We start from the raw sequence: 23,660 nt of genomic DNA on the forward strand, positions 1-23,660 counted from the left end.
CTATGTCAATTCTTGTGAATAAAGAGACAAAAGTTCTCGTTCAAGGGCTTACAGGAAAAACAGGAACATTTCATACAGAACAGGCGCTTGCTTATCATGGTACGCAAATGGTTGGTGGCGTTAATCCTAAAAAGGGTGGAGAAACATGGGAAGGTTCAAAAGGCGAAACTCTTCCTATTTTCGCTAATGTTGCAGAAGCAAAAGAAAAAACAGGTGCAGATGCTTCCGTTATTTATGTTCCTCCTGCAGGGGCTGCGGCAGCTATTATAGAGGCTATAGAAGCTGAAGTTCGTTTAATTATCTGTATTACGGAAGGTATTCCCGTTATGGATATGGTTAAAGTGAAGGCGCGATTAGAAAACTCAAAGTCTCGTCTTATTGGTCCTAATTGTCCCGGTATTCTTACTCCAAATGAATGTAAAATTGGTATTATGCCTGGTTCTATTTTTAGAAAAGGTTCTGTTGGGGTTGTCTCGAGGTCGGGAACTTTAACTTATGAAGCCGTTTTTCAAACGAGTCAGGAAGGTCTCGGACAAACAACTGCTATAGGGATTGGTGGCGATCCTGTTAAGGGCACTGAATTTATTGATGTGTTGGAAATGTTTTTAGCGGATGATGAAACCGAGTCTATTGTTATGATTGGTGAGATTGGTGGTTCTGCTGAAGAAGAAGCAGCACAGTTTTTGCAAGATGAAGCAAGAAAAGGTCGTAAAAAGCCAGTTGTTGGCTTTATTGCTGGCCGTACGGCTCCTCCAGGACGTACAATGGGACATGCTGGTGCTGTTATTTCTGGTGGTAAAGGTGGAGCAGAAGATAAAATTGCGGCAATGGAATCAGCAGGGATTCGTGTATCTTCTTCGCCATCACAGATAGGTAAGACTTTGATGTCAGTTTTGAAAGGCTAAAAGAAAGTTTCACCTGAATAAGAAAAGGTTCTTAGATTCAGGTGAAAAAGCTTGAGTATAAAAAGGTAAAACTTTTTTGAATGTTCGAATCACTGCTTGTTTGTAAGCATTTAAAGGTCAAAAAGAGATATAAGGAGACGGAATAAATGTTCCGGAGAAGTATATGGCAAGGCAGGACGAAATAAATAGCCTTTTTGCACAGACATCATTTCTTTATGGTGGGAATGCGGATTATATAGATCAACTTTATGCTCAATATGAAAAAGATCCTACCAGTGTTGATTCACAGTGGCGTGCTTTTTTTGAAGGACTTCATGATAATAAAGAAGATGTTCTTAAAAATGCTGAAGGAGCAACATGGCAGCGTGATCATTGGCCATTAAAAGCAGAGGGTGAATTGATTTCTGCTCTTGATGGTGATTGGTCTTCTCTTGAAAAATATTTTGGCGATAAATTAAAGGAAAAAGCAATAACAGGTGCTGCACAAAAGGGAAAAACTTCCAGTGAACAAGATATTATTCGTGCAACACGTGATTCCGTTCATGCAATTATGATGATTCGTGCGTTTCGAGAACGGGGACATCTTCATGCGCAACTTGACCCTCTTCAATTGGCTGAAAAACAAGAAGATTACAAGGAACTTTCTCCAGAAGCTTATGGTTTTACTCCAGCTGATTACGAGCGTCTCATTTTTATTGATAATGTTTTAGGGTTGGAATATGCAACTATTCCGCAAATGCTTGAGATTCTCAATCGTACCTATTGTTCAACAATCGGTGTGGAATATATGCATGTTTCTGATCCGGTTCAGAAAGTATGGCTTCAAGAACGCATTGAAGGGCGAGATAAAAAAAATTCTTTCACACAACAAGACAAGAAAGCTATTCTGAATAAGCTTATTCAGGCAGAGGGATTCGAACAGTTTTTAGACACTAAATATAAAGGTACAAAGCGTTTTGGACTCGATGGTGGTGAGGCGCTGATTCCCGCTCTTGAACAGATTATCAAATGTGGTAGTGCTTTGGGGGTTAGGGAAGTTATTTTAGGAATGGCACATCGTGGTCGTTTAAATGTTCTTTCACAAGTTCTTGCCAAACCGCATAGGGCTATTTTTCATGAATTCAAAGGGGGATCTTACAAGCCTGATGATGTGGAGGGATCCGGTGATGTCAAATATCATTTGGGAACTACCGCTGATCTGGACTTTGATGGTAAAAAAGTTCATTTATCACTGTTGGCGAATCCATCTCATCTTGAGATTGTTGATCCGGTTGTTATGGGAAAAGCACGTGCTAAACAAGATCAACTTATGGGACCTGCGCATACTGATTTACTCCCATTAAGTGAGCGTTCAAAAGTGATGCCATTGCTTATTCATGGTGATGCCGCTTTTGCAGGACAAGGCGTTATCCAAGAAACTTTTGGTCTTTCAGGTCTTAAAGGTTATCGTGTTGCAGGCTCACTTCATGTTATTATCAATAACCAGATTGGTTTTACAACATCTCCACGTTTTTCACGTTCTTCGCCTTATCCATCAGATGTCGCAAAAATGATTGACGCACCAATTTTCCATGTGAATGGTGATGATCCTGAGGCAGTTGTTTTTGTTGCCAAAATAGCAACAGAGTTTCGCCAAATTTTCCATAAACCAGTGGTTATTGATATGTTTTGTTATCGCCGTTATGGGCATAATGAAGGTGATGAACCTTCCTTTACGCAGCCGCTTATGTATAAAGCAATACGTAATCATAAAACAACACTTCAACTTTATAGTGACCGATTGGTAGCAGAAGGAATGGTTACTTCAGAAGAAATTGAGCAACAAAAAAAATTATGGCGCGATAAGCTTGAAGGTGAACTTGAAGCAAGTGCTTCTTATAAACCTAATAAGGCTGATTGGCTTGATGGAAGCTGGACGGGACTCAAAGCTTTTAGTAGTTCTGATGAGCAGCATTCTAGAGCAACCGGTGTTGAATTAAAAACTTTAAAGGAAATTGGTCAGAAAATTGTTGAAATTCCGGCGAATTTTCACGTTCACAAAACCATTCAACGTTTTTTAAATAATCGTGCTAAAATTTTTGAAACCGGTGAGGGTGTTGACTGGGCAACCGCTGAAGCTTTAGCTTTTGGTTCACTTTGTTTGGAAGGTGCACCGGTTCGTCTTTCCGGTGAAGATGTTGAGCGGGGAACTTTTTCACAACGTCATTCCGTTCTTTATGACCAGGAAAATGAGGCGCGTTATATTCCTTTGAATCATTTACAAAAGGGGCAAGCGCTTTATGACGTTGTTAATTCTATGCTTTCTGAAGAAGCTGTTCTTGGTTTTGAATATGGATATTCTCTTGCTGAACCACGAGGATTAACACTTTGGGAAGCACAATTTGGTGATTTCTCTAATGGTGCACAGGTCATTTTTGATCAATTTATTTCATCCGCAGAGCGTAAGTGGCTTCGTATGTCTGGTCTTGTGTGTTTATTGCCTCATGGTTTTGAAGGGCAAGGGCCGGAGCATTCTTCTGCACGTTTAGAACGGTTTCTTCAACTTTGTGCGGAAGATAATATGCAGGTTGCTAATTGTACAACCCCTGCAAATTATTTTCATATTTTGCGTCGACAAATTAAGCGTGATTTCCGGAAGCCATTGATTTTGATGACACCGAAATCACTTTTACGTCATAAGCGAGCTGTTTCTTTTCTCAATGAAATGGGGCCAGAAACAAGTTTTTGTCGTGTGTTGCTTGATGATGCAGAATGTCTCAAAGATTCTGTCATTAAGTTGCAAAAAGATAATAAGATTCGCCGTGTCGTTCTTTGTACTGGTAAGGTTTATTACGACCTTTATGAAGAACGTGAAAAAAGGGGTATTGATGATGTTTACCTCCTTCGTGTTGAACAGCTTTATCCTTTTCCTGCAAAAGTTTTGGTGAATGTATTATCGCGCTTTTTGCAGGCGGAAGTTTTTTGGTGCCAAGAGGAACCAAAAAACATGGGGGCTTGGTCATTTATTGAGCCTTATTTGGAATGGGTTTTGACGCATATTAATGCGCAATATTCACGTGCTCGTTATGCAGGACGTCCTGCGAGTGCGTCACCGGCCTCTGGGTTAATGGTGAAACACCTTGAACAACTGGCTGCGTTTCTTAAAGACGCGTTAGGTTCTTAATTTATTACTACTCTGATGTATGGAAAAATATTATGACTACTGAAATTCGTGTTCCTACTTTGGGCGAATCGGTTACCGAAGCAACGGTTGGCAAATGGTTTAAAAAACTTGGCGAAGCTGTCGCTATGGATGAGCCTTTGGTTGAATTAGAAACTGATAAGGTAACCGTTGAAGTTCCTTCTCCTGTTGCTGGGAAATTATCTGAAATCATTGCAAAAGAAGGCGATACGGTTGAAGTAAATGCTCTTTTAGGAGTGGTGAAAGCTGGAGAAGCTGGTATTTCCCAATCACTTTCACCTTCTGCTACACTTGTTCCAGCGGCTTCATCTGAATCGGAGAAGCCTGCTTTGAGCAGTGCAATGCCTCCTTCTCCTTCAGCAGCAAAATTGATGGCTGAAAATAATGTTGCAAAAAGCGATATTTCAGGTTCTGGAAAACGTGGACAAATTCTTAAAGAAGATGTTCTTGATGGATTAAAACAAAGTACAAATGCTCCTACACCCTCTTCTTCTGCGACGAGTTCTTCGGCACCTCCTGTCCAAGAAACACGTGAAGAGCGGGTTCGTATGACGAAATTGCGTCAAACAATTGCTCGCCGTCTTAAAGATGCACAAAATGTAGCAGCAATGTTAACCACATTTAATGAGGTTGATATGTCAGCGGTGATGGATTTGCGCAAGCGTTATAAGGATCTTTTTGAAAAGAAACATGGTGTTAAGCTTGGTTTTATGGGTTTTTTTACCAAGGCTGTTTGTCATGCATTAAAAGAACTTCCTGCTGTTAATGCAGAGATTGATGGGACAGATATTGTTTACAAAAACTATGTCAATGTTGGAATTGCTGTTGGAACGGATAAAGGGCTTGTTGTTCCAGTGGTGCGAGATGCAGATCAAATGTCATTGGCAGAGATTGAAAAAGAGATTGGTCGTTTGGGGCGTCTTGCGCGTGATGGAAAATTAGCCGTTTCTGATATGCAGGGCGGAACTTTTACCATTACCAATGGTGGTGTGTATGGATCGTTGATGTCAACACCGATTTTGAATGCACCACAATCTGGTATTTTGGGAATGCATGCGATTAAAGAGCGAGCAATGGTTGTTGAGGGTCAAGTTGTGATCCGCCCCATGATGTATTTAGCGCTTTCTTATGATCACCGTATTGTGGATGGGCAAGAAGCTGTGACTTTCCTTGTGCGTGTTAAGGAAAGCTTAGAAGATCCGGAACGCCTTGTTCTTGATTTGTAAAATACAGTTTTCAGGATGAAAGGAGAAACGGATGTCTTATGATGTGGCTGTGATCGGAGCGGGACCAGGTGGTTATGTAGCAGCAATAAAAGCGGCGCAACTGGGACTTAAAGTAGCAATTATTGAAAAGCGTACAACATTAGGAGGAACATGTCTCAACGTTGGTTGTATTCCTTCTAAAGCGTTGTTGCATGCTTCAGAAGTGTTTTCTGAAACCCAGCATGGTTTTGAAACGCTTGGTATTTCTATTGGTAAATCTAAGCTTAATCTTGAACAAATGATGGTTCATAAGAAAGCTGTGGTGACAGCCAATACGAGTGGTGTTTCTTTTTTGATGAAAAAAAATAAAGTTGATACTTTTTTTGGGACAGCCAAAATTTTGAATGCGGGTCATGTGGAAGTTGTTGCCAGAGATGGTAATAAACAAACAATTGAAACAAAAAATATTATTATTGCTACCGGTTCAGAGAGTTCAGGCATTCCAGGGGTGAATGTTGAAATTGATGAAAAGACTATTGTTTCTTCTACGGGAGCTCTTTCACTTGAAAAAGTACCAACGCATATGATTGTAGTAGGTGCTGGTGTCATTGGCTCAGAACTTGGATCAGTTTGGAGCCGTTTAGGTGCTAAGGTGACCATTATTGAGTATCTTAATAAAGTTTTGGGCTCAATGGATGGTGAAGTTTCACGGCAATTTCAGAAATTAATGGAAAAACAGGGGATTGAATATAAAACGGGTGCAAAGGTAACAGCTGTTACACAATCTGGCTCAACTGCTCAGGTGAGCTTTGAATCTGTCAAAGGTGGTGAATCTGAAACTTTAGAGGCTGATGTTGTGCTTATTGCTACTGGACGTTCTCCTTATACAGAGGGGCTTGGATTACAAGAGGCTGGTGTTCAGTTAGATGAACGCGGATTTATTGCAATTGATGCTCATTGGCAGACGAATGTTCCAGGAATTTATGCGATTGGTGATGTCGTAAAAGGACCAATGCTAGCACATAAAGCAGAGGAAGAAGGCGTTGCTGTGGCAGAAATTTTGGCAGGTCAAAAAGGGCATGTTAATTTTGATGTTATTCCTAGTGTTGTTTATACACAGCCGGAAATTGCGAGTGTAGGAAGGACAGAAGAAGAGCTAAAAACTGCTGGTATTGAATATAATGTTGGCAAATTTCCTTTTATGGCCAATGGTCGTGCACGTGCAATGCAAAAGAGTGATGGGTTCGTTAAAATCCTTTCTGATAAAAAAACAGATCGGGTATTAGGGGGGCATATTCTTGGATTTGGTGCTGGTGAAATGATCCATGAAATTGCAGTTTTAATGGAATTTGGTGGTTCATCAGAAGATCTGGGACGTTGTTGCCATGCACATCCTACCTTATCAGAAGCCGTGCGTGAGGCAGCTTTGGCAACATTTGCTAAACCACTTCATATTTAAAAAGCTTTTAAAAAGTACATTTTAAAAGGCACATGAGGCAGAAAATATTAGTGAAGCATGCAACAACATTTTAAAACTTTAAAAAAATATAACCAATTGTATTGAAATGTTCCATTTGTTGTATGCTTTTCGATAATTACTGTTTTAGATATCTGTTGTGCAGTTTTGATTGATTATTCTGTTGTGCACTATCGTTTAGAGCGGTGGTGTTTAGTCTATGTAAAGTTTTATATATGGGGTAGTTTTTATACTGTTATAAAATATTTAAGATAGGATTCTGAGCCTATCTGCGTGCTTTGTGTTAAGAAAACATCTCTCAAAGTGCCCAAATCTACTTCGCGAGGGTGTTCGTGAATGGTATAGCTGTAAAAGTTCCTCTTGAAATATATGAAATTCATTCAAACTGTTATAAGACCTATTGTGCACCATCATCTTTATGTTTAGTAAAAGTACACGCTGGCATTATAATACACTTTTTCAGTTCTCAATATTGCTAAAGCTCTTTATTATTTGAGAGTTTTCATAAGAGAATTTTTATTCTGTGCTTTTATCATTTTACCTCACACGCTCGTTTTGTTTGTGATGTGCAGACAAAAGATTTTAATTACTTCAATGTGAGAGAGTTTGTGATTAAGAGAATTTTACAGTATTCAGCGTTATGAATCAAGTTGAAAATGATGATTTATTGTTATAAATCAAAGCGTTATATATGAAGAGGGAAGTCAAAAGGAATTCACTCAAAGAAATTGAATTGTTTAATGATTGGTGTAGGTTAAGGATCTTTGTCATTTAAGATGAAGAGGCGAGGAATTGAATATTCTACAAAATACCGCTCTTCTTTAAAAGAGCGGTATTTTTATATCTTTTGTTTATGACACTATCTTTTTGATGATAATGACAAGTTATACAGTGTGATTAAATTAGTTTTTTCTTCTCTGTTTTTCTTGATCATTGCTCGCTATGTCTTAAAAAGATGCTATGTCTCTTCTTTAGGGTTGTTAAGAAATCGCAATGTTGCCAAAATATAACGAATAGCTAAAATTTTTTTGAAAACCATAATTACACGAGAATATTAAGTTTGTTTTCATTGGGCAGTTTTGTGATAACTTAAAAAATCAAGCATATGCTTTCTATAGGTATTAAAATTGTAATTTTTTATCCTCTTGTTGTTCTCTTATAAAAGTGGGAAGCCCCATATGATCAAGATATTTAAGGAAAGGGTGGGGTGGTAATTCTTCCACATTGACCATAGTTTTAACATCCCATTCACCTGTGGCAATAAGAAGAGCTGTTGCCGCTGCTGGTACGCCAGCCGTATAGGAAATGCCTTGTGCCCCAGTTTCATGAAAAGCTTGTTTGTGATCGGCTATATTATAGATAAAAATTTCTCTCGGTTTTCCATCTTTTTCGCCTTTAATAAGATCTCCAATACAGGTTTTTCCTGTGTAGTCTGGGGCGAGAGAGGAAGGGTCGGGTAAGACGGCCTTTACGACTTTCAAGGGCACGACTTCTTGTCCTTCTGCTGTCTTAATGGGCTGTTCAGATAAGAGACCAAGATTTTTTAGAACCGTAAAAACAGTGATATAACGATCACCAAATCCCATCCAGAAACGGACATTCTCTACATCAAGATTTTTGGAAAGTGAATGAATTTCATCATGTCCTGTCATATAGGCTTTTTGTTTTCCCACAACGGGAAGATCCCATTCATGGCTGATTTCAAACATTTTATTGGAAGTCCATTTTTTATTTTGCCATGACCATACTTGTCCTGTAAATTCACGGAAGTTAATTTCTGGATCAAAATTTGTAGCAAACCAACGTCCATGATTTCCGGCATTAATATCAATAATATCAATATCTGTGATTTTATCAAAATAATCATCGCGCGCTAATGCTGCATAAGCATTCACTACACCTGGGTCAAAACCTGCTCCTAAAATAGCGGTTATACCAGCTTTTTCACATTCTTGACGTCGAGGCCATTCATAATTGCCATACCAAGGAGGTGTTTCACAAATTTTCAATGGGTCTTCATGAATTGCGGTATCGATATAAGCGCATTTGGTTTCAATACAAGCTGAAAGAACAGACATATTAAGAAAGGCAGAACCAACATTAATGACAATTTCGCATTTGGTCTTTTGGATGAGCTTTATAGTTTCTTCTACATTCATGGCATTGAGCGAATGGCTTTTGAGAACACCCTGTTCTTTCATTGTGTTTTTTTCTTTAATAGAAGCAATGATGGCCTCACATTTTTTGAGTGTTCGTGAAGCAATATGAATTTCACCAAGAATATCGTTGTTTTGAGCGCATTTATGCGCAACAACTTGTGCAACACCTCCGGCACCAATAATGAGAACATTTTTTTTCATTGTAGGTCCATCTCCTTTTTAATACTGTTGTATGACGTTTTTTATGGTTTATCTTTATGAAAGGCTTTCCTGATAGTCGTTATAGCTGAATTGGCGTTGAAGTGTTAATGTACCATCGCACTCTTTGAGAACAATAGCAGGCATTGTAACGCCATTAAACCAGTTTTTCTTGACCATTGTATAACCTGCTGCATCCTGAAAAGACAGTCTATCGCCTATTTTAAGAGGTTTTTGAAATTGAAATGTTCCAAAAATATCGCCGGCAAGACAAGACTTTCCACAAATCATAATTTCGTGTGGACCTTGATTGGGTTCTAATTTAGCATTTTCACGATAAATGAGAAGATCAAGCATATGAGCTTCAATGGAGCTATCAACGATGGCAAGGTTTTTTTCATTATACAATGTGTCAAGAACGCTTACTTCCAGTGTGGTGCTTTTGGTAATAGCAGCTTCTCCTGGTTCTAGAAAAAGAGTGACACCATGAGTTTTAGAAAATTGTTTTAAGCGTTTTGCGAAAGCTTCTAGAGGATAATTTTCAGCCGTAAAATGGATTCCGCCGCCAAGGCTTATCCAGTCAACAGCAGAAAAAAGTTCTGCAAATTTTTCTTCCATATACCCAAGCATTTGGTTAAAAAGATTAAAGTCAGCATTTTCACAATTGTTATGGATCATCAATCCGTTGATAAGAGGCAGAACTTCTTTGATAGCGCTTTGGTTTGTTTCTCCTAAGCGGCTAAAAGGGCGTGAGGGGTTGGCAAGATCAAAATTTGATGCGCTCATTCCTGGGTTTAACCTTAAACCTCTTTGAATGGTTTTTGTTGCATCAGAAAAGCGTTGAAGCTGTTGGATGGAATTAAAGATGATTTTATCTGCATAACCACAGGCTTCATCAATTTCATCATCTGCCCAAGCCACTGAATAAGCATGGGTTTCTTTGCCAAATTTTTCTCTTCCTAAACGTAGTTCATAAAGGGATGATGATGTGGTTCCATCCATGAACTCAGACATTAAATCAAAAACACTCCATGTGGCAAAACATTTTAAAGCAAGTAAAATTTTAGCTCCGGACATTTCCCGTAAACGAGAAATTGTTTGCATGTTTTTGATGAGTTTCGATTTGTCTATAAGATAGTAGGGGGTTTTTATCATCATTTATTCATTCTTTTTTGTAGGATCTTATTGCCAAGATCAACGTTTAGTACAAAGAGTAACAGAATGTCTCAAGAAAAAAGAATCTTAAGAAAAGAATCTGTTTCTGTCCAGCAAGAGAAAGGCTTTCTGTAATTACTGTTGTTTATTATGTTGAGTTTTTTGTTATGAGTATGAAAAAAAAATTATATTATGCTTTAGCTTTTGTATTTGTTAGCAGTTTTTTCATCATAACAACCACTCTTGTTAATTGGGGGCAAAATAGAAGTGACGCTAAAGCCAAACTGGTTACTCAGACTTCTGTCCAAGATAGTTCGGTGCCTCTGATTTTTACGGGGCGTAGAGAACTTAATGGTTTCAAAGGTTATCGTCATTATCGGCGTGGTTATCGTAAATACAGTGATAATTGGTGGTATCCTGAAGTGGCATTTGTTACATCACCGCATTTAAGCACAAAAGGCGCATCATTAAAAGTTGTACCAGATGCTAAAAAAGTGTTTTTAACGTCTTCTTCGGAAAAATTAGAAAAAAAAGAGCCATGGATGCTTAAACAACATATTGAATCTTGCCGTGTGCGTTATCGCTCTTATAATAAAAATGATAATAGTTTTCAGCCTTTTCATGGGGGGCGTAGGCAGTGTTTATCACGCTTTTTTAAAGGATAGAAATTAAATAAAATTTTAATTGCTTCTTGTCGTGAGCGTTATTGTTCTTACAATAAAGAGAAGACTTGTGTGGTGCGCAGTATTTTCATGCAAGCATTGTTTTTTTTAAAAAAATTTAAATGCTTTTAAGTTTTATTAAATCTTATTATCATTAAGTGTGGAATGGGGGGTGAGAATATAAGTTTTTGTTTTGTCGATGACAAAATATTAAGGTAAAATGGAGTTTAAAGAATGACAACACGGGAAGCAATGTTGGTATTGCTCGTTTTGCTTCCCTTTGGTGGAAGTGCTGTCATTGGCTTTTTTCGTTCGACAGCAAAAAATAATGAAGCGTGGTTTGCTGGGGTCGTCGCACTTTTCTGTCTTATTTTTACAATAATGCTTTATCCGGAAGTTCGCGGAAACCACATAGTGCGTTTAGATATTTCTTGGCTTCCAGAATGGGGAAGCGATTTGATTCTCCGCATAGATGGTTTGTCATGGCTTTTTTGCTTGCTTATTACAGGGATTGGGCTGCTTGTTGTCATTTATTCACGTTATTACATAGATCCAGCGGATTCTGTACCGCGTTTTTTTTCCTTTTTTTTGGCCTTTATGGGATCAATGATAGGAATAGTTTTATCAGGTAATCTCATCTTTTTGGTTGTTTTCTGGGAACTCACCAGTATTTTTTCTTTTTTGCTGATCGGCTATTGGTACCATAATGCAAGTGCGCGTGAGGGTGCGCGTATGGCTCTAACGATCACAGGTTTTGGCGGCTTTGCTCTTTTTATTGGAGTTTTATTGATTGGGTATACTGTTGGCAGTTTTGATTTGGATAAGGTGCTACAGTCTGGAGATATGATCCGGTCAAGTTCTCTTTATAGTCCTATCCTTATTTGTATTTTATTGGGAGGGTTAACAAAAAGCGCGCAATTTCCCTTTCATTTTTGGCTACCTAACGCGATGGCTGCTCCAACTCCCGTATCGGCTTATTTGCATTCGGCAACAATGGTAAAAGCGGGATTGTTTTTGCTTGTTCGTTTATGGCCTGTGCTCTCTGGAACAGAATCTTGGTTTTGGCTGGTTGGCTTTTCAGGACTCTCAACTCTTCTTCTAGGTGCCTATTTTTCCATGTTTCAGCAAGACTTGAAAGGACTGCTTGCTTACTCGACTATTAGTCATCTTGGATTAATTACAACACTTTTAAGTCTTGGTAGTCCACTTGCTTGTGTTGCGGCGATCTTTCATATGGCCAATCATGCTACTTTTAAAGCTTCTTTATTTATGGCTGCTGGCATTATTGATCACGAGACGGGAACACGTGATATGCGTAAACTGTCAGGGCTTTATCGTTCTATGCCTATCACAGCAACTCTTGCTTTAGTTGCGAGTGCAGCGATGGCTGGGGTTCCTTTGTTGAATGGTTTTTTATCGAAAGAGATGTTTTTTGCTGAAGCTGTTGAAACGCATATGGAATCATGGCTCGATTGGATTGCGCCTTATGTGGCAACGCTAGCTAGTCTGTTTAGTGTGACCTATTCTATACGCTTTATTCATGGCGTTTTTTTAGGACCAAAGCCTGACAATTTACCCAAGACTCCCCATGAACCACCGCATTTCATGCGTTTACCAATGGAGCTTTTGGTGTTTATTTGTTTAGCGGTTGGTATTTTTCCTAATTTAACAATAGGACCTATTTTAGATAATGCGGTCGTGTCTGTTTTAGGACCAATGACAATTCCTTATAGTTTGGCTGTTTGGCATGGGTTTAACACTCCATTAGTGATGAGCTTTGTTGCATTATTAGGGGGCGGATTGCTCTATGCTGTTGGGCATCGTTATTTTTTATCCTGTGATGATGGGGCTCCTTTTTTCCGTCACTTAAAAGGACCGCGTATTTTTGAACGCATTCTCGTAATTATTTCTTGGAAATGGGCCCGTGCGGTGGAGTCTGCTTTGTCAACACGCCGTTTGCAGATCCAATTGCATTGGATTTTTTGGGTCTGTTTTGCCTTTGTTGGTCTTTTACTTTGGTGCGATGGTTTCATTCCAGTGGGGACATTACCGCTTTTTCCACTTGATATTCCTTTTCTCGCTCTTTGGCTGGTTGGCGGATTATGTGCGCTTTTAGTTGCTTGGCGAGCAAAGTTTCATCGTCTTGCTTCACTTATGCTTTTAGGGGGAGCTGGTTTGATGACTTGTGCAACCTTTTTATGGCTTTCTGCTCCTGATTTAGCAATAACACAATTGGTTGTTGAGGTTGTTACAGTCGTTTTATTATTGCTTGGTTTACGGTGGTTGCCTAAACGTTTGCATGACCCTGGGCCAGCTGCTGTTCATTTTTGGGTTCGCTTGCGTCGTTTCCGTGATTTCATCATATCCTTTGTAGGAGGTGCTGGTGTAGCATGGCTTTCTTTTGCAGTGATGACACGTCCCCAAGGTACAACGATTTCTGATTTTTTTCTAACGCATGCTTACTCAGATGCTGGTGGTCGCAATGTTGTGAATGTGTTATTGGTTGATTTCCGTGGTTTTGATACCATGGGAGAAATTGTGGTTTTGGGTGTTGTTTCCCTTACTGTTTTTGCACTCTTACGACGTTTTCGTCCTGCGCCTGAGAGTATTGATGCGCCTTTTCAACAACGTATCCAGAAAGCCTTTGATATAGCACAGCCTAATCGAAATGTGGGAGATACAGTATTGAATTATTTAGCTGTTCCTGCTGTTATTATGGGTTGGCTCTTTCCAATTATTATCGCTTTTGCTATTTATTTATTAATGCGAGGGCATGATCTGCCAGGAGGTGGATTTGTCGGTGGTATTACTTTGGCTATAGGATTTATTTTACAATATCTTGCACGCGATATTCGGTGGGTGGAAACGCATTTGAGAGTTTTACCTTTGCGTTGGATAGGCTTTGGTTTATTATTGTCAGTCGTAACGGGGATGGGCTCTTGGTTTTTTGGATATCCTTTTTTAACATCCTTTTTTCGATATATTCATCTTCCGTTAATTGGGAAAGTTCCCATGGCATCTGCTTTTTTGTTTGATTTTGGTGTGCTTTCTCTTGTGTTAGGAGCAACTGTTCTCATTTTAATTGCACTTGCACACCAGTCAATTCGGAGTTACCGAATCGGTAAGAAACCTATTTTAAAAGAGAAGGAAAATTAATGGAAATTGTTCTTTCTTTGGGTATCGGTGTTTTTGTCGGATCAGGTATTTGGCTTGTTTTGCGTCCACGTACTTTTCAAGTCATTCTTGGTTTGTCCTTGATCTCCTATGGTGTTAATCTTTTTATATTTTCAATGAGTAGACCGCGTAGTAATGCTGCTCCAATTGTTGATCCTACCACTGTTATTAATCCAGCTAATTATGTCGATCCTCTTCCACAAGCCTTGGTTTTAACTGCGATTGTGATTGGTTTTGCAACAACAGCTTTATTTTTAGTTATCTTGTTGGTTTCACGTGGTTTAACGGGTTCTGATCACGTTGATGGACGTGAGGTGCAATAATGGAAATAGGAGTGCATCATCTCCTTATTTTGCCTATTCTTTTGCCGTTAATCACTGGAGCACTTCTTCTTTTTTATGATGAACGTCGTGCAAGACTTAAATCATTCATCAGTCTTTCTTCTGCGGGACTGTTGGTCGTTACTGCCATTTTATTGATTATACGTACTCTTGAAATAGCACCGGCTTGCGATGTTTATCGACTTGGTAATTGGCCGTCTTCTTTTGGAATTGTTTTAGTCCTTGATCGCTTAAGCGCTATGATGCTTTTACTTTCCAGCTTGTTGGTGACTAGCGTGTTGGTTTTTGCGCGGGCTCATTGGTACAAAGCTGGTTCTCATTTTCAGTCACTAATGCAATTTTTTATGGTGGGGATAAATGGTGCTTTTTTGACTGGCGATTTATTTAATTTATTTGTGTTTTTTGAAGTTATGTTAACGGCTTCCTATGGGCTTGCTTTGCATGGTTCTGGTCAGACACGCGTGCGTGCAGGGTTGCATTATGTTGTGGTTAATCTTGTTGCTTCATTATTTTTTTTAGTTGGTATAGCGCTCATTTATGGAGTCGTTGGTACTCTTAATATGGCCGATTTGGCTGTTAAAATAAAATATATATCTTCTACAGATATTGTTTTGTTCGAAATAGGTGTTGCACTTTTAGGTATTGCTTTTTTGCTTAAAGCGGGTATGTGGCCGCTTAATTTTTGGTTGGTGCCAACTTACAGTGCAGCAGCAGCGCCTGTTGGAGCTTCTTTTGCACTTTTGAGCAAGGTTGGTATTTATATTATTTTACGTTTAACGTTGCTATGGTTTGGTTCTGAAAGTGAATATTTTAACCATTTTGGTCATACGGTTTTGTTTTATGGTGGGCTTGCCACTATGATTATTGGTTTTATTGGAGTATTGGCGAGCCAAGTTTTGGTGCGTTTGGCAGCTTATAGCGTTCTTGTCTCTTCTGGCACATTGTTGGCTGCGATCGGGATAGGCAATGCAGCACTGACAGCAGGCGCACTTTTTTATATTGTTTCTTCAACTTTAGCACTGGGAGCTTTTTTTCTTTTGGTAGAGTTGGTAGAACGCTGTCAAGATGTGGCTGCTAATGTTCTTGCTGTCACAATGGAGGTGTATGGTGACGATGAAGAGGAGGAAGAAGATGAAGTTGGCATCTATTTTCCAGTAACCTTGGCAATTCTTGGAGCTTGTTTTGGTATCTGTGCCATTTTGATTATTGGATTGCCGCCTTTTTCTGGTTTTGTTGCTAAATTTATGATGTTCATGGCAATTTTAAACCACAGTAGAGAGGATTTTTCTACTTCTCTTCCGGTTTACCAAGATTGGCTTTTTGTAGTTTTTGTCACTCTCTCTGGTTTTGCGGCTTTGATTGCATTGACACGAACGGGTATCCGAACTTTTTGGGTTTCTCTTGAAGGGCGTATTCCTCGTGTGCAAGTGATAGAATTTGCGCCTATTGCCGTTCTCCTTGCTTTGTGTTTTCTTATAACAATTGTAGCCAGTCCTGTTAGTCATTATATGTCTGAAACTGCTAAGACTTTGTATGAACCTCAAAACTATATTGGGAGCGTTTTAACGGATTTTTCTCTCGAAAATAGGGAGATAAGTAAATGAATTGTTTTTGTCCTTCCCCTTTTTTCAGTGGTGTCATTGTCCTTATGTGGCTTATTTTAAATGGTTTTAGTTTAGGGCAATTGCTTTTAGGGATTTTAACCGCTTTGTTTTGTGGTTGGATGATACGGCTTCTGGAGCCAGAGAAGGTTGTTATTAAAAGCTGGAGTGCGGTTTTTCGTCTTGTTTTTCGAGTATTTATAGATTCTATATTCTCAAATGTTTCGGTGGCTTGGTTTGTTTTAACAAAAAGGTCTCGAGTGCAGAAATCTGGTTTTATTGTAGTACCTCTTCTGCTTCATAATCGCACTGCTTTGGCTATTTTAGCATGCATCCTTTCGGCAACCCCTGGAACTGCTTGGGTTGCCTATAATAGTAAAAAGGGTGAACTTTTGCTTCATGTCTTAAATTTAAAAAATGGATATGATTACAAACAGTTGATCAAACAACGGTATGAGCAATTGCTTTTGGAGATTTTTTTATGAGTATGGTGATTCTTTATTGGGGGCTTTTCTTTTCACAGTTTTTTTTAAGTTTAGCGGTGATTTTCGCGCTGTTTCGGTTGATTCGTGGTCCACGGGCGCAGGATAGAATTGTTGGTTTGGATGCCCTTTATATAACCACTATTCTTTTGTTTCTTACATTCGATATTCGTTCAGGAACAACCACTTATTTTGTCGCAGCTCTCATTATTGGATTGTTAGGATCTGTCTCAAGCATCGCTTTGGCGAAATTTCTTATGCGGGGGGAGATTATTGAATGAAAGATGATATATCGCTTGTGGTTGCTATTGCTATCACAGTTTTCTTAATATTAGGGTCTGGATTGACATTGATCGCAACGATAGGTTTGGTGCGTTTTTCCAATTTTTATAAGCGTTTGCATATGCTTTCAGTATGTACGAGTTGGGGCGTTGGTAGTATTCTTATTTCTTCATTTCTTTATTCAATATTTGTGGACCATTATTTTGTTTTTCATGAAGTGTTGCTGATGTTTTTTTTGTTTTTAACAGCACCGGTAGCTTCTATGTTGCTTTCACATACGGCAGCTTATCGACATCATTCAGAAAAACAATCAGAAAAACCGCTGGCTCTTTTATTACACCAAACGGAGGAAAAGCTACCCACATCAGAAGGAACATCACGAGATGAGAGCCAGCGCGGTTCTTGAAATGTAAGAATCTTCCTTATTCTGTGCTTTTTTCTTCTACACAGTGGATGGGCTTTTCTTCTTTTGGATCATTAATAAGATCGTAAAATATGGCTTCATTTTTAGTTATCCACCAAATGTATTGTCCACCCACATATTTTCCTCCAGAAGCGGCAATTACATTAGAACCAACGATGCGCTTACCGTTCCATTTTAAATCAACAAGCGCAATATTGCCAGCATTATAATAAGTTGCTTCAACATACTCTTTGCTTGTTCCCATATCGCATTGATAGGAGACGGTCTCTGTTGTTGGTTCTGGATTATCTGGTACTTCAATGACTAAAGAACTTGCTAATGCATTAATTGAACCGAGGAGGAGCACACTTAAAGTAATGAAAAATTGTTTAGTAAAAGAAATTTTTTTCATAATATTTCCCGTGTTATTTAAAATAATAATGTTGACTCATCTTTACAGAGGATAGGTTTTTTTTCTTCTGGATCCTGAGCAAGGTCATAAAGCGTGACTTCTTTGTTCTTTTCCCACCAGATGTACTGAGCTCCTGCAAATTTTGCTCCTGTTGCCGCGATGACATTAGCAGCAATGACACGATCACCGTTCCATTTGAAATCAACCAACGAAATATTATCAGCATTAAGATAGACTGCCTCAATGCGCTCTTTACCTGCTCCAGTTTCACACTGATAGGTAATGGTCTCTGTTTTGGGCTCTGGATTGTCTGGTACTTCAATGATTAAAGAACCAGCTAAGCTATTGTTTGAGCTGAAGAGTGATAAACTTAAAGCGGTGAAAAATCCTAAAATGTGCAAAGTTTTTTTCATGATGCTTCCCTATATTCCTAATATTGTGCACAAAGAATAATTTGACTGATACGATGGTGTCTACGGCAGGATTCGAACCTGCGACCCCAGGATTCATACCACTTCGATTTTCACCGCCAGCCTTATCGGCTGTTTGTGGTCTGGACTGTCTCTTCACCTTGAAGCTTTTGCTCTTTAGGTGCTGCCCGTTCAGTCTCTACACCTTTCTCTCATTTGAAGAGAGACTTGGCTCGGGATTGGCATACAGTCGCCCATGAAGCTTTCCCCGAATTTGAGCAGATTCACTTTGAGGATTTCTCCTCAAAGTGCCCAATTTCTTTAGGAATCCTGTGCTCTATCCTACTGAGCTACGCAGACATCATCATGTTAATCTTTAATAGAAGTATAAAAACGAATCAATTATATTCAATATGAATTAACGAATTTCTGTTAATTTTTGTTCCAAAAAGGATAAAACGGCATCTGGTGAAACATTTTTTGCAATAAATGATTGGCCAAGTCCGCGTGTTAAGATGAAAGTCAAATTGTTTTGCGAAACTTTTTTATCTTGGGCAATGAGAGTCATTAAAGTTTCAGCATCTGGTAGACACCCTGGGATATCCTTTAATTGTGTAGGCAATCCTATAAATTTGAAGTGCGCTTCAATGCGTTGTATAAGCGTGGGGCTTATTAAATTTAATTGAGCAGAGAATTGATGAGCTAGAATCATCCCAATTGCTACGCTTTCGCCATGGATTAAACGGTTGGAGTCATAAGCGGTTGCTGTTTCAAGCATGTGTCCAAATGTATGGCCAAGATTTAAGAGTGCGCGCTCTCCCGTTTCGTACTCATCGCGTGCTACAATGGCAGCTTTAAATTGGCATGAGCGAACAATGGCCTCTGTTCGCATAGGGCCATTAGAGAAAATTTTCTGCCCATTTTTTTCAAGCCACTCAAAAAAGTCAGGTTGGTTAATGAGACCGTATTTTACTATTTCTGCGTAGCCAGCGCGAAATTCGCGCGGTGGCAGGGTATCAAGAAGACACGTGTCAGCAATAACGCATTGTGGTTGATAAAAGGCACCAATAAGATTTTTGCCATATTGGCTATTGATTCCCGTTTTTCCACCAACAGAAGAATCAATTTGTGCAAGAAGCGTTGTGGGCATTTGAATGAAGTTCATGCCACGGCGGATTATACTTGCCGCAAATCCTGCTAGATCACCAATGACACCACCGCCAAAAGCAATAACACAGTCGCCTCTTTCTAAACGCGCAGCAAGAATTTGATCGATGACAACTTGCAGGGTTGAAAATGATTTTGATTGTTCTCCTGCTTCTACAATAATAGGGACAGTATGAATTTTATTTTTTGTTAATTCTGCTTGCAATATCTCCAAATGAAGGGAAGCAACATTTGTATCTGTAACAAGTGCCAAGCGCGTTTGATGAGGATCTTTTTTATTAAGAGCATGTTTAATCTGTGAAGCAGCTTGTGTAATCAGACCCGGACCAATGATGATATCGTAACAGTGTTTGTCAAGTTTAACAGTGACGGTTTTGGTTTGCATGCTGGTTATCCCTATTGTTAATTTCTGTGTATAGGTAGTGCTGTACGGATCGTATAACATTTTGTGCTACGGTATGACGGCTTTCTTTATGACTGTTAATTGTTAAGTTTGCCTTTGCATAGATAGGATAACGCTGTTCCATGAGTTTTTGCATGGTTTCTTTAGGATTGGCTGTTTGAAGCAGGGGACGTGTTGGGTGCTTTGAGACACGTTGCATGAGGATATCAAGATCGACTTTTAGCCATATGGATATACCATTTTGGTGAATGGCTTTTCGGATATTTTCATTTATGTAGGCACCACCACCTGTTGCTAAAACAAGGGGACTTTTTTTCATGAGGTTTAGAATAACACGCTGTTCAAGAGCACGAAATTCGGATTCACCATAAATTTCAAAGAGTTCCGTGATTGTCATTTGTGCAGCTTTTTCAATTTCTTGGTCAGAATCATAAAAAGGTAAACGAAGCATGGTGGCGACGCGTTTTCCGATCACTGATTTGCCTGCCCCCATAAGACCAACAAGGACAAGTGCTCTTTTATCAAGGGACGATAAGAGCTGATTCTTTATTTGTGTTATGGGGACGCGTTTTTGTCGATTGCTTTTCATAACTTTATTTCGGCATTTATCCATCTTAAAGTCAATTCCTGTTAATCTTTGTGAGGCATAATACGAGATAGAATATTTTTGGGTAGGTTATTGTCTTATGCCAACATTGACTAGATTTTTGATGATTCTTTTCATTTTGCTTTCTGTTCTTTTCATTATAATGGGTGCTCTTGTGGTTTGGGTTGAACCAGTAACTGTGGATATGTACATTGATGTTCCCTTGGATTCATGGAATCTTTCTACGGAAGCGAATCAATGAAATGAAAAGTGGTGCTGTGATAGATCATTTTCTTGAGATGATGAGTGCGGAGAGAGGGGCTTCGTCTCATACGCTTGCGGCTTATCAGCATGATTTGCAGTGGGCACAAGACGAATTGTCTTCACACTCTGTTTCGCTTTTTTCAGCACAAAAAGAAGATTTAATTACTCTTTTGTCACTTATGCATACTTTTGGTTTTGCGGCATCGTCGCAAGCGCGCCGTTTATCGACTTTGCGTCAGTTTTATCAATTCCTTTATGCTGAAGGGTTGAGAGCAGATGATCCCTCTCATGATATTGATGCACCTCGTCAGGGGCGTCCTTTACCCAAAATCATGAGTGAAGATGCAGTGATAAAATTGCTTGATTTTGCGGAGTTAGAAGTCAATCAAGCAGACTATGGGTCCAAAGGTTATTTCCGTGCACTGCGTCTTCAGCTATTGATTGAAATGCTTTATGCAACAGGGTTACGTATTAGTGAGTTGGTGAGTCTGCCGGTTCAGTCTGTTCGAAGGAAGGAATACAGCGTTTTGGTTCGTGGTAAGGGTAAAAAAGAACGAATGGTGCTGTTATCAAAAAAAGCATGCCAAGTTCTTTCACAGTGGTTAAATTTGCGTGATCAGGGAAAGGACGCTACGAGTTCTTATCTTTTTCCTGCGCATTCCGAGACAGGATATATTGCTCGTCAAGTCGTTGCACGAGAGTTGAAAAATCTCGCTAGAAGAGCAGGGATAGGAAGTGATAGCTTTTCTCCCCATGTGTTGCGTCATGCTTTTGCTAGTCATCTTTTGCAAAATGGTGCTGATTTGCGTGCCGTTCAACATTTGTTAGGTCATTCTGATATTGCTACCACTCAGATTTATACCCATGTGTTGGAAGAGGGACTTTATCGTTTAGTCAATGAGCATCATCCACTTGCCGATGAGCAAAAGGCTCGTTAAAGAAAAGGTGATGTTTTTGAAAAAGACTTTATAAAGCAAATTATAAGTGTATAAGTGACACTGAATGAGTTGACACAAATGTATAATTATCTTGATTTTGAAAAACCAGTTGCTGATCTTGATGGGAAAATTCTTGAATTAAAAAAAATTTCTCAGGAAAAAGGCAGTCTTGATATGAGTGACGAGATTGCTCGTCTTGAAACGCGTTCCCAAACAGCGTTGCGCGATATTTATAAAAAATTATCGCCGTGGCAAAAAACACAAGTTGCTCGTCATCCGGATCGTCCCCATTTTATGGACTATTCTAAACGCCTATTGAGTGACGTTACGCCTTTGGCCGGAGATCGCAAGTTTGCTGAAGATGAGGCTATTCAAGCGGGGTTTGCACGCTTTAAAGGTGAGGCCGTTGCTTATATCGGTCAAGAGAAAGGTCATGATACGCAAACACGTTTGCGCTATAATTTTGGTTCTGCGCGTCCAGAAGGCTATCGTAAAGCTGTACGTATTATGGAAATGGCTGACCGCTTTGGTTTGCCCCTCCTTACTTTTATTGATACAGCAGGTGCTTATCCTGGGGTAAGCGCTGAAGAACGTGGGCAAGCGGAAGCAATTGCTCAATCAACAGCTACAACTTTGCGTTTGAAAGTTCCTGTGGTTTCCGTTGTTATTGGAGAAGGCGGTTCTGGAGGGGCGATAGCAATCGCGGCTGCCAACAAAGTTTATATGTTGGAGCACGCAATTTACTCTGTTATTTCACCAGAAGGAGCAGCTTCTATCTTATGGCGTGATCCAGCTCGTGCAAAAGATGCTGCAATGAATATGCGTATTACCGCTCAAGATTTGTATCGCTTAAAGATTATTGATGGCATTATTTCGGAACCTTTAGGGGGAGCGCATCGTGGCAAAGAGATTGTCATTGATGCAACGGGTGATGTTATTTCAGAAGCTTTAAAAGCTATGGCTGGAAAAGATGGTCAAGTGCTTAAACAAGAGCGAAGGGAAAAATACCTTCAAATTGGTCGATCTCTAACATAGGTTATTTTTTGTGAGGGGTGTTGGATTGGAGTTTTATTCGATGACATTTAGCAGATTCCTTGCTGTGTGTGTGTTGTTTGTAATGGGACTATTGACAGCATGTGAAGGAAGATTACCAGCCTCTATTCGCGCTAAAGTTGAGCAGCCGTTGCCGCAAGAAATCAAAAATAGAATGGTTCTGTATGATATAGATCCCTATGCACCGATTATGATGCGGTTTTTTAAGGAAGAAAATCTTGCTGAAGTTTGGAAGCAATCTCGTTCAGGACCTTTTATCTTGGTTGCTCGCTATGGCATTTGCAAATGGTCTGGTAAGCTTGGACCTAAATATAAAGAAGGGGATCTTCAGACACCAGAGGGTTTTTATACTATTAGCGCAAACCAAATGAATCCTTATTCAAAATATTATCTCTCTTTTAATATAGGATTTCCTAACCTTTATGATCAGGAAAATGGTCGCACAGGAAGCAATCTTATGGTGCATGGTTCTTGCTTTTCCGCAGGTTGTTATTCTATGAGTGATAAGAACATGGCTCAGATTTATGCGTTTGCACGGGATGCTTTTAAAGGAGGACAAAGAGAGTTTCAGTTGCAGGCTTTTCCTTTCCGCATGACCGAGGATAATATGTCACGTCATAGCAAGAATCCTCATTATCAATTCTGGGTTATGCTTAAGAAAGGTTATGATTTTTTTGAAAAAAATCGTCAACCTCCAACTGTTGAGGTTTATGGAAAACGTTACGTTTTTAATCGCGATATTGATAAAAATTCAGTTTCTCTAATGCAGTGAGTGTTATTGTATCCTACTGCACCGTAAACACTATCACTTAATAATGGTGATACAGGATATGCAAAAACTTTGCACATAAGGTGTTTAAGTGAGTAGTCAATATTTTAAAGCGCAGAGTTTTTTCATAGAGCTTTATGTAAGTAAATCATATGAAGTGGGAAGCCAAGAGGAATTTTCTCAAAGAAGTTTGATTGTTTGCACATCGTTACTGGTATCAATCTTCGTTTTTAGTGAAGAGTAAGTTAACATGAAATGTACCTCTCTTTTTATTTCTTTCAAAGAGTTTTATTCTTTTATGCTGTAAAATATTGTCTTGTCGTGCTGTTATATAAGATACATTCACATATTTTAAAATGCGATATTGCCTCTGTCTGATTTTGGTTTTTTTCTTAACAGGGATTTTGATTTCAATTAGCTTGAGTAAACATAG

General features: G+C 39.2%; 20 protein-coding genes. 14 read left to right on the forward strand and 6 right to left on the reverse strand.

Annotation, left to right across the window (positions count from 1 at the left end):
* Nucleotides 1-2 precede the first annotated feature (2 nt).
* From sucD to lpdA, 4 genes are all read left to right on the forward strand, one after another.
* Nucleotides 3-905: a succinate--CoA ligase subunit alpha gene (gene sucD / locus ACFIMA_RS00770; protein WP_375612754.1), complete on the forward strand. Its 903-nt coding sequence runs from the start codon at nucleotides 3-5 to the stop codon at nucleotides 903-905.
* A 163-nt stretch (nucleotides 906-1,068) separates the two neighbouring features.
* Nucleotides 1,069-4,068: a 2-oxoglutarate dehydrogenase E1 component gene (locus ACFIMA_RS00775; RefSeq protein WP_375677709.1), complete on the forward strand. Its 3,000-nt coding sequence runs from the start codon at nucleotides 1,069-1,071 to the stop codon at nucleotides 4,066-4,068.
* Between the two features lie 32 nt (nucleotides 4,069-4,100).
* Nucleotides 4,101-5,312 (forward strand): 2-oxoglutarate dehydrogenase complex dihydrolipoyllysine-residue succinyltransferase, encoded by a 1,212-nt coding sequence (gene odhB / locus ACFIMA_RS00780; RefSeq protein ID WP_375632104.1) that lies wholly within the window; start codon nucleotides 4,101-4,103, stop codon nucleotides 5,310-5,312.
* A gap of 31 nt (nucleotides 5,313-5,343) precedes the next feature.
* Nucleotides 5,344-6,750: a dihydrolipoyl dehydrogenase gene (lpdA, locus tag ACFIMA_RS00785; protein ID WP_375652370.1), complete on the forward strand. Its 1,407-nt coding sequence runs from the start codon at nucleotides 5,344-5,346 to the stop codon at nucleotides 6,748-6,750.
* Between the two features lie 1,139 nt (nucleotides 6,751-7,889).
* Here the strand turns inward: lpdA and ACFIMA_RS00790 are convergent.
* Nucleotides 7,890-9,128, reverse strand: a complete 1,239-nt coding sequence (locus tag ACFIMA_RS00790; protein ID WP_375692982.1) for a saccharopine dehydrogenase NADP-binding domain-containing protein — start codon at nucleotides 9,126-9,128, stop codon at nucleotides 7,890-7,892.
* Between the two features lie 54 nt (nucleotides 9,129-9,182).
* Nucleotides 9,183-10,280: a carboxynorspermidine decarboxylase gene (locus ACFIMA_RS00795; RefSeq protein ID WP_375620959.1), complete on the reverse strand. Its 1,098-nt coding sequence runs from the start codon at nucleotides 10,278-10,280 to the stop codon at nucleotides 9,183-9,185.
* Between the two features lie 167 nt (nucleotides 10,281-10,447).
* On the opposite strand from ACFIMA_RS00795, the gene ACFIMA_RS00800 reads away from it, so the two are divergent.
* The 7 genes from ACFIMA_RS00800 (at nucleotide 10,448) to mnhG (ending at nucleotide 17,228) form a co-directional block, all read left to right on the forward strand.
* Nucleotides 10,448-10,945, forward strand: coding sequence for a BA14K family protein (locus ACFIMA_RS00800; protein ID WP_375677710.1), 498 nt, complete (start codon nucleotides 10,448-10,450; stop codon nucleotides 10,943-10,945).
* Nucleotides 10,946-11,176: 231 nt separating this feature from the next.
* Entirely contained in the window at nucleotides 11,177-14,098 is a 2,922-nt protein-coding gene (locus ACFIMA_RS00805) for a monovalent cation/H+ antiporter subunit A (RefSeq protein ID WP_375692981.1), read from the forward strand.
* Nucleotides 14,098-14,439, forward strand: coding sequence for a Na+/H+ antiporter subunit C (locus tag ACFIMA_RS00810; RefSeq protein ID WP_273790150.1), 342 nt, complete (start codon nucleotides 14,098-14,100; stop codon nucleotides 14,437-14,439). The genes ACFIMA_RS00805 and ACFIMA_RS00810 overlap by 1 nt, the downstream gene beginning before the upstream one ends.
* Nucleotides 14,439-16,061, forward strand: coding sequence for a monovalent cation/H+ antiporter subunit D (locus ACFIMA_RS00815; RefSeq protein WP_375632099.1), 1,623 nt, complete (start codon nucleotides 14,439-14,441; stop codon nucleotides 16,059-16,061). Before ACFIMA_RS00810 ends, ACFIMA_RS00815 begins: the two co-directional genes overlap by 1 nt.
* Entirely contained in the window at nucleotides 16,058-16,543 is a 486-nt protein-coding gene (locus ACFIMA_RS00820; RefSeq protein ID WP_375611318.1) for a Na+/H+ antiporter subunit E, read from the forward strand. Before ACFIMA_RS00815 ends, ACFIMA_RS00820 begins: the two co-directional genes overlap by 4 nt.
* A complete protein-coding gene (locus ACFIMA_RS00825) occupies nucleotides 16,540-16,821 on the forward strand; it encodes a K+/H+ antiporter subunit F (RefSeq protein ID WP_375606068.1) in 282 nt (93 codons plus the stop codon). Before ACFIMA_RS00820 ends, ACFIMA_RS00825 begins: the two co-directional genes overlap by 4 nt.
* The gene (gene mnhG / locus ACFIMA_RS00830) at nucleotides 16,818-17,228 is read left to right on the forward strand and encodes a monovalent cation/H(+) antiporter subunit G (RefSeq protein WP_375611317.1); all 411 of its coding nucleotides are present in this window, start codon (nucleotides 16,818-16,820) and stop codon (nucleotides 17,226-17,228) included. Before ACFIMA_RS00825 ends, mnhG begins: the two co-directional genes overlap by 4 nt.
* 16 nt (nucleotides 17,229-17,244) lie before the next feature.
* On the opposite strand, the gene ACFIMA_RS00835 is transcribed toward mnhG, so the two are convergent.
* From ACFIMA_RS00835 to ACFIMA_RS00850, 4 genes are all read right to left on the reverse strand, one after another.
* Nucleotides 17,245-17,637, reverse strand: coding sequence for an MliC family protein (locus tag ACFIMA_RS00835; protein ID WP_375629080.1), 393 nt, complete (start codon nucleotides 17,635-17,637; stop codon nucleotides 17,245-17,247).
* Between the two features lie 17 nt (nucleotides 17,638-17,654).
* Nucleotides 17,655-18,050, reverse strand: coding sequence for an MliC family protein (locus tag ACFIMA_RS00840; RefSeq protein WP_375611315.1), 396 nt, complete (start codon nucleotides 18,048-18,050; stop codon nucleotides 17,655-17,657).
* Between the two features lie 415 nt (nucleotides 18,051-18,465).
* Nucleotides 18,466-19,599, reverse strand: coding sequence for a 3-dehydroquinate synthase (aroB, locus tag ACFIMA_RS00845; protein WP_375612745.1), 1,134 nt, complete (start codon nucleotides 19,597-19,599; stop codon nucleotides 18,466-18,468).
* Nucleotides 19,574-20,206 carry a shikimate kinase gene (locus ACFIMA_RS00850; protein WP_375606223.1) on the reverse strand — a complete coding sequence of 211 codons (633 nt, stop codon included), beginning with the start codon at nucleotides 20,204-20,206 and terminating at the stop codon, nucleotides 19,574-19,576. The genes aroB and ACFIMA_RS00850 overlap by 26 nt, the downstream gene beginning before the upstream one ends.
* A gap of 260 nt (nucleotides 20,207-20,466) precedes the next feature.
* Here ACFIMA_RS00850 and ACFIMA_RS00855 point away from each other — a divergent pair, with 260 nt between their 5' ends.
* The 3 genes from ACFIMA_RS00855 to ACFIMA_RS00865 all read left to right on the forward strand — a co-directional run bounded on the left by ACFIMA_RS00855 (nucleotide 20,467) and on the right by ACFIMA_RS00865 (nucleotide 23,230).
* Nucleotides 20,467-21,405 (forward strand): site-specific tyrosine recombinase XerD, encoded by a 939-nt coding sequence (locus ACFIMA_RS00855; protein WP_375628561.1) that lies wholly within the window; start codon nucleotides 20,467-20,469, stop codon nucleotides 21,403-21,405.
* 78 nt (nucleotides 21,406-21,483) lie between these two features.
* Nucleotides 21,484-22,440 carry an acetyl-CoA carboxylase carboxyltransferase subunit alpha gene (locus ACFIMA_RS00860; protein WP_375611312.1) on the forward strand — a complete coding sequence of 319 codons (957 nt, stop codon included), beginning with the start codon at nucleotides 21,484-21,486 and terminating at the stop codon, nucleotides 22,438-22,440.
* Between the two features lie 40 nt (nucleotides 22,441-22,480).
* Nucleotides 22,481-23,230, forward strand: a complete 750-nt coding sequence (locus tag ACFIMA_RS00865) for a L,D-transpeptidase family protein (RefSeq protein ID WP_375612743.1) — start codon at nucleotides 22,481-22,483, stop codon at nucleotides 23,228-23,230.
* Nucleotides 23,231-23,660 lie beyond the last annotated feature (430 nt).

It is taken from the genome of Bartonella sp. AP88HLJMH (genome assembly GCF_042195605.1).
Taxonomy (GTDB): Bacteria; Pseudomonadota; Alphaproteobacteria; order Rhizobiales; family Rhizobiaceae; genus Bartonella.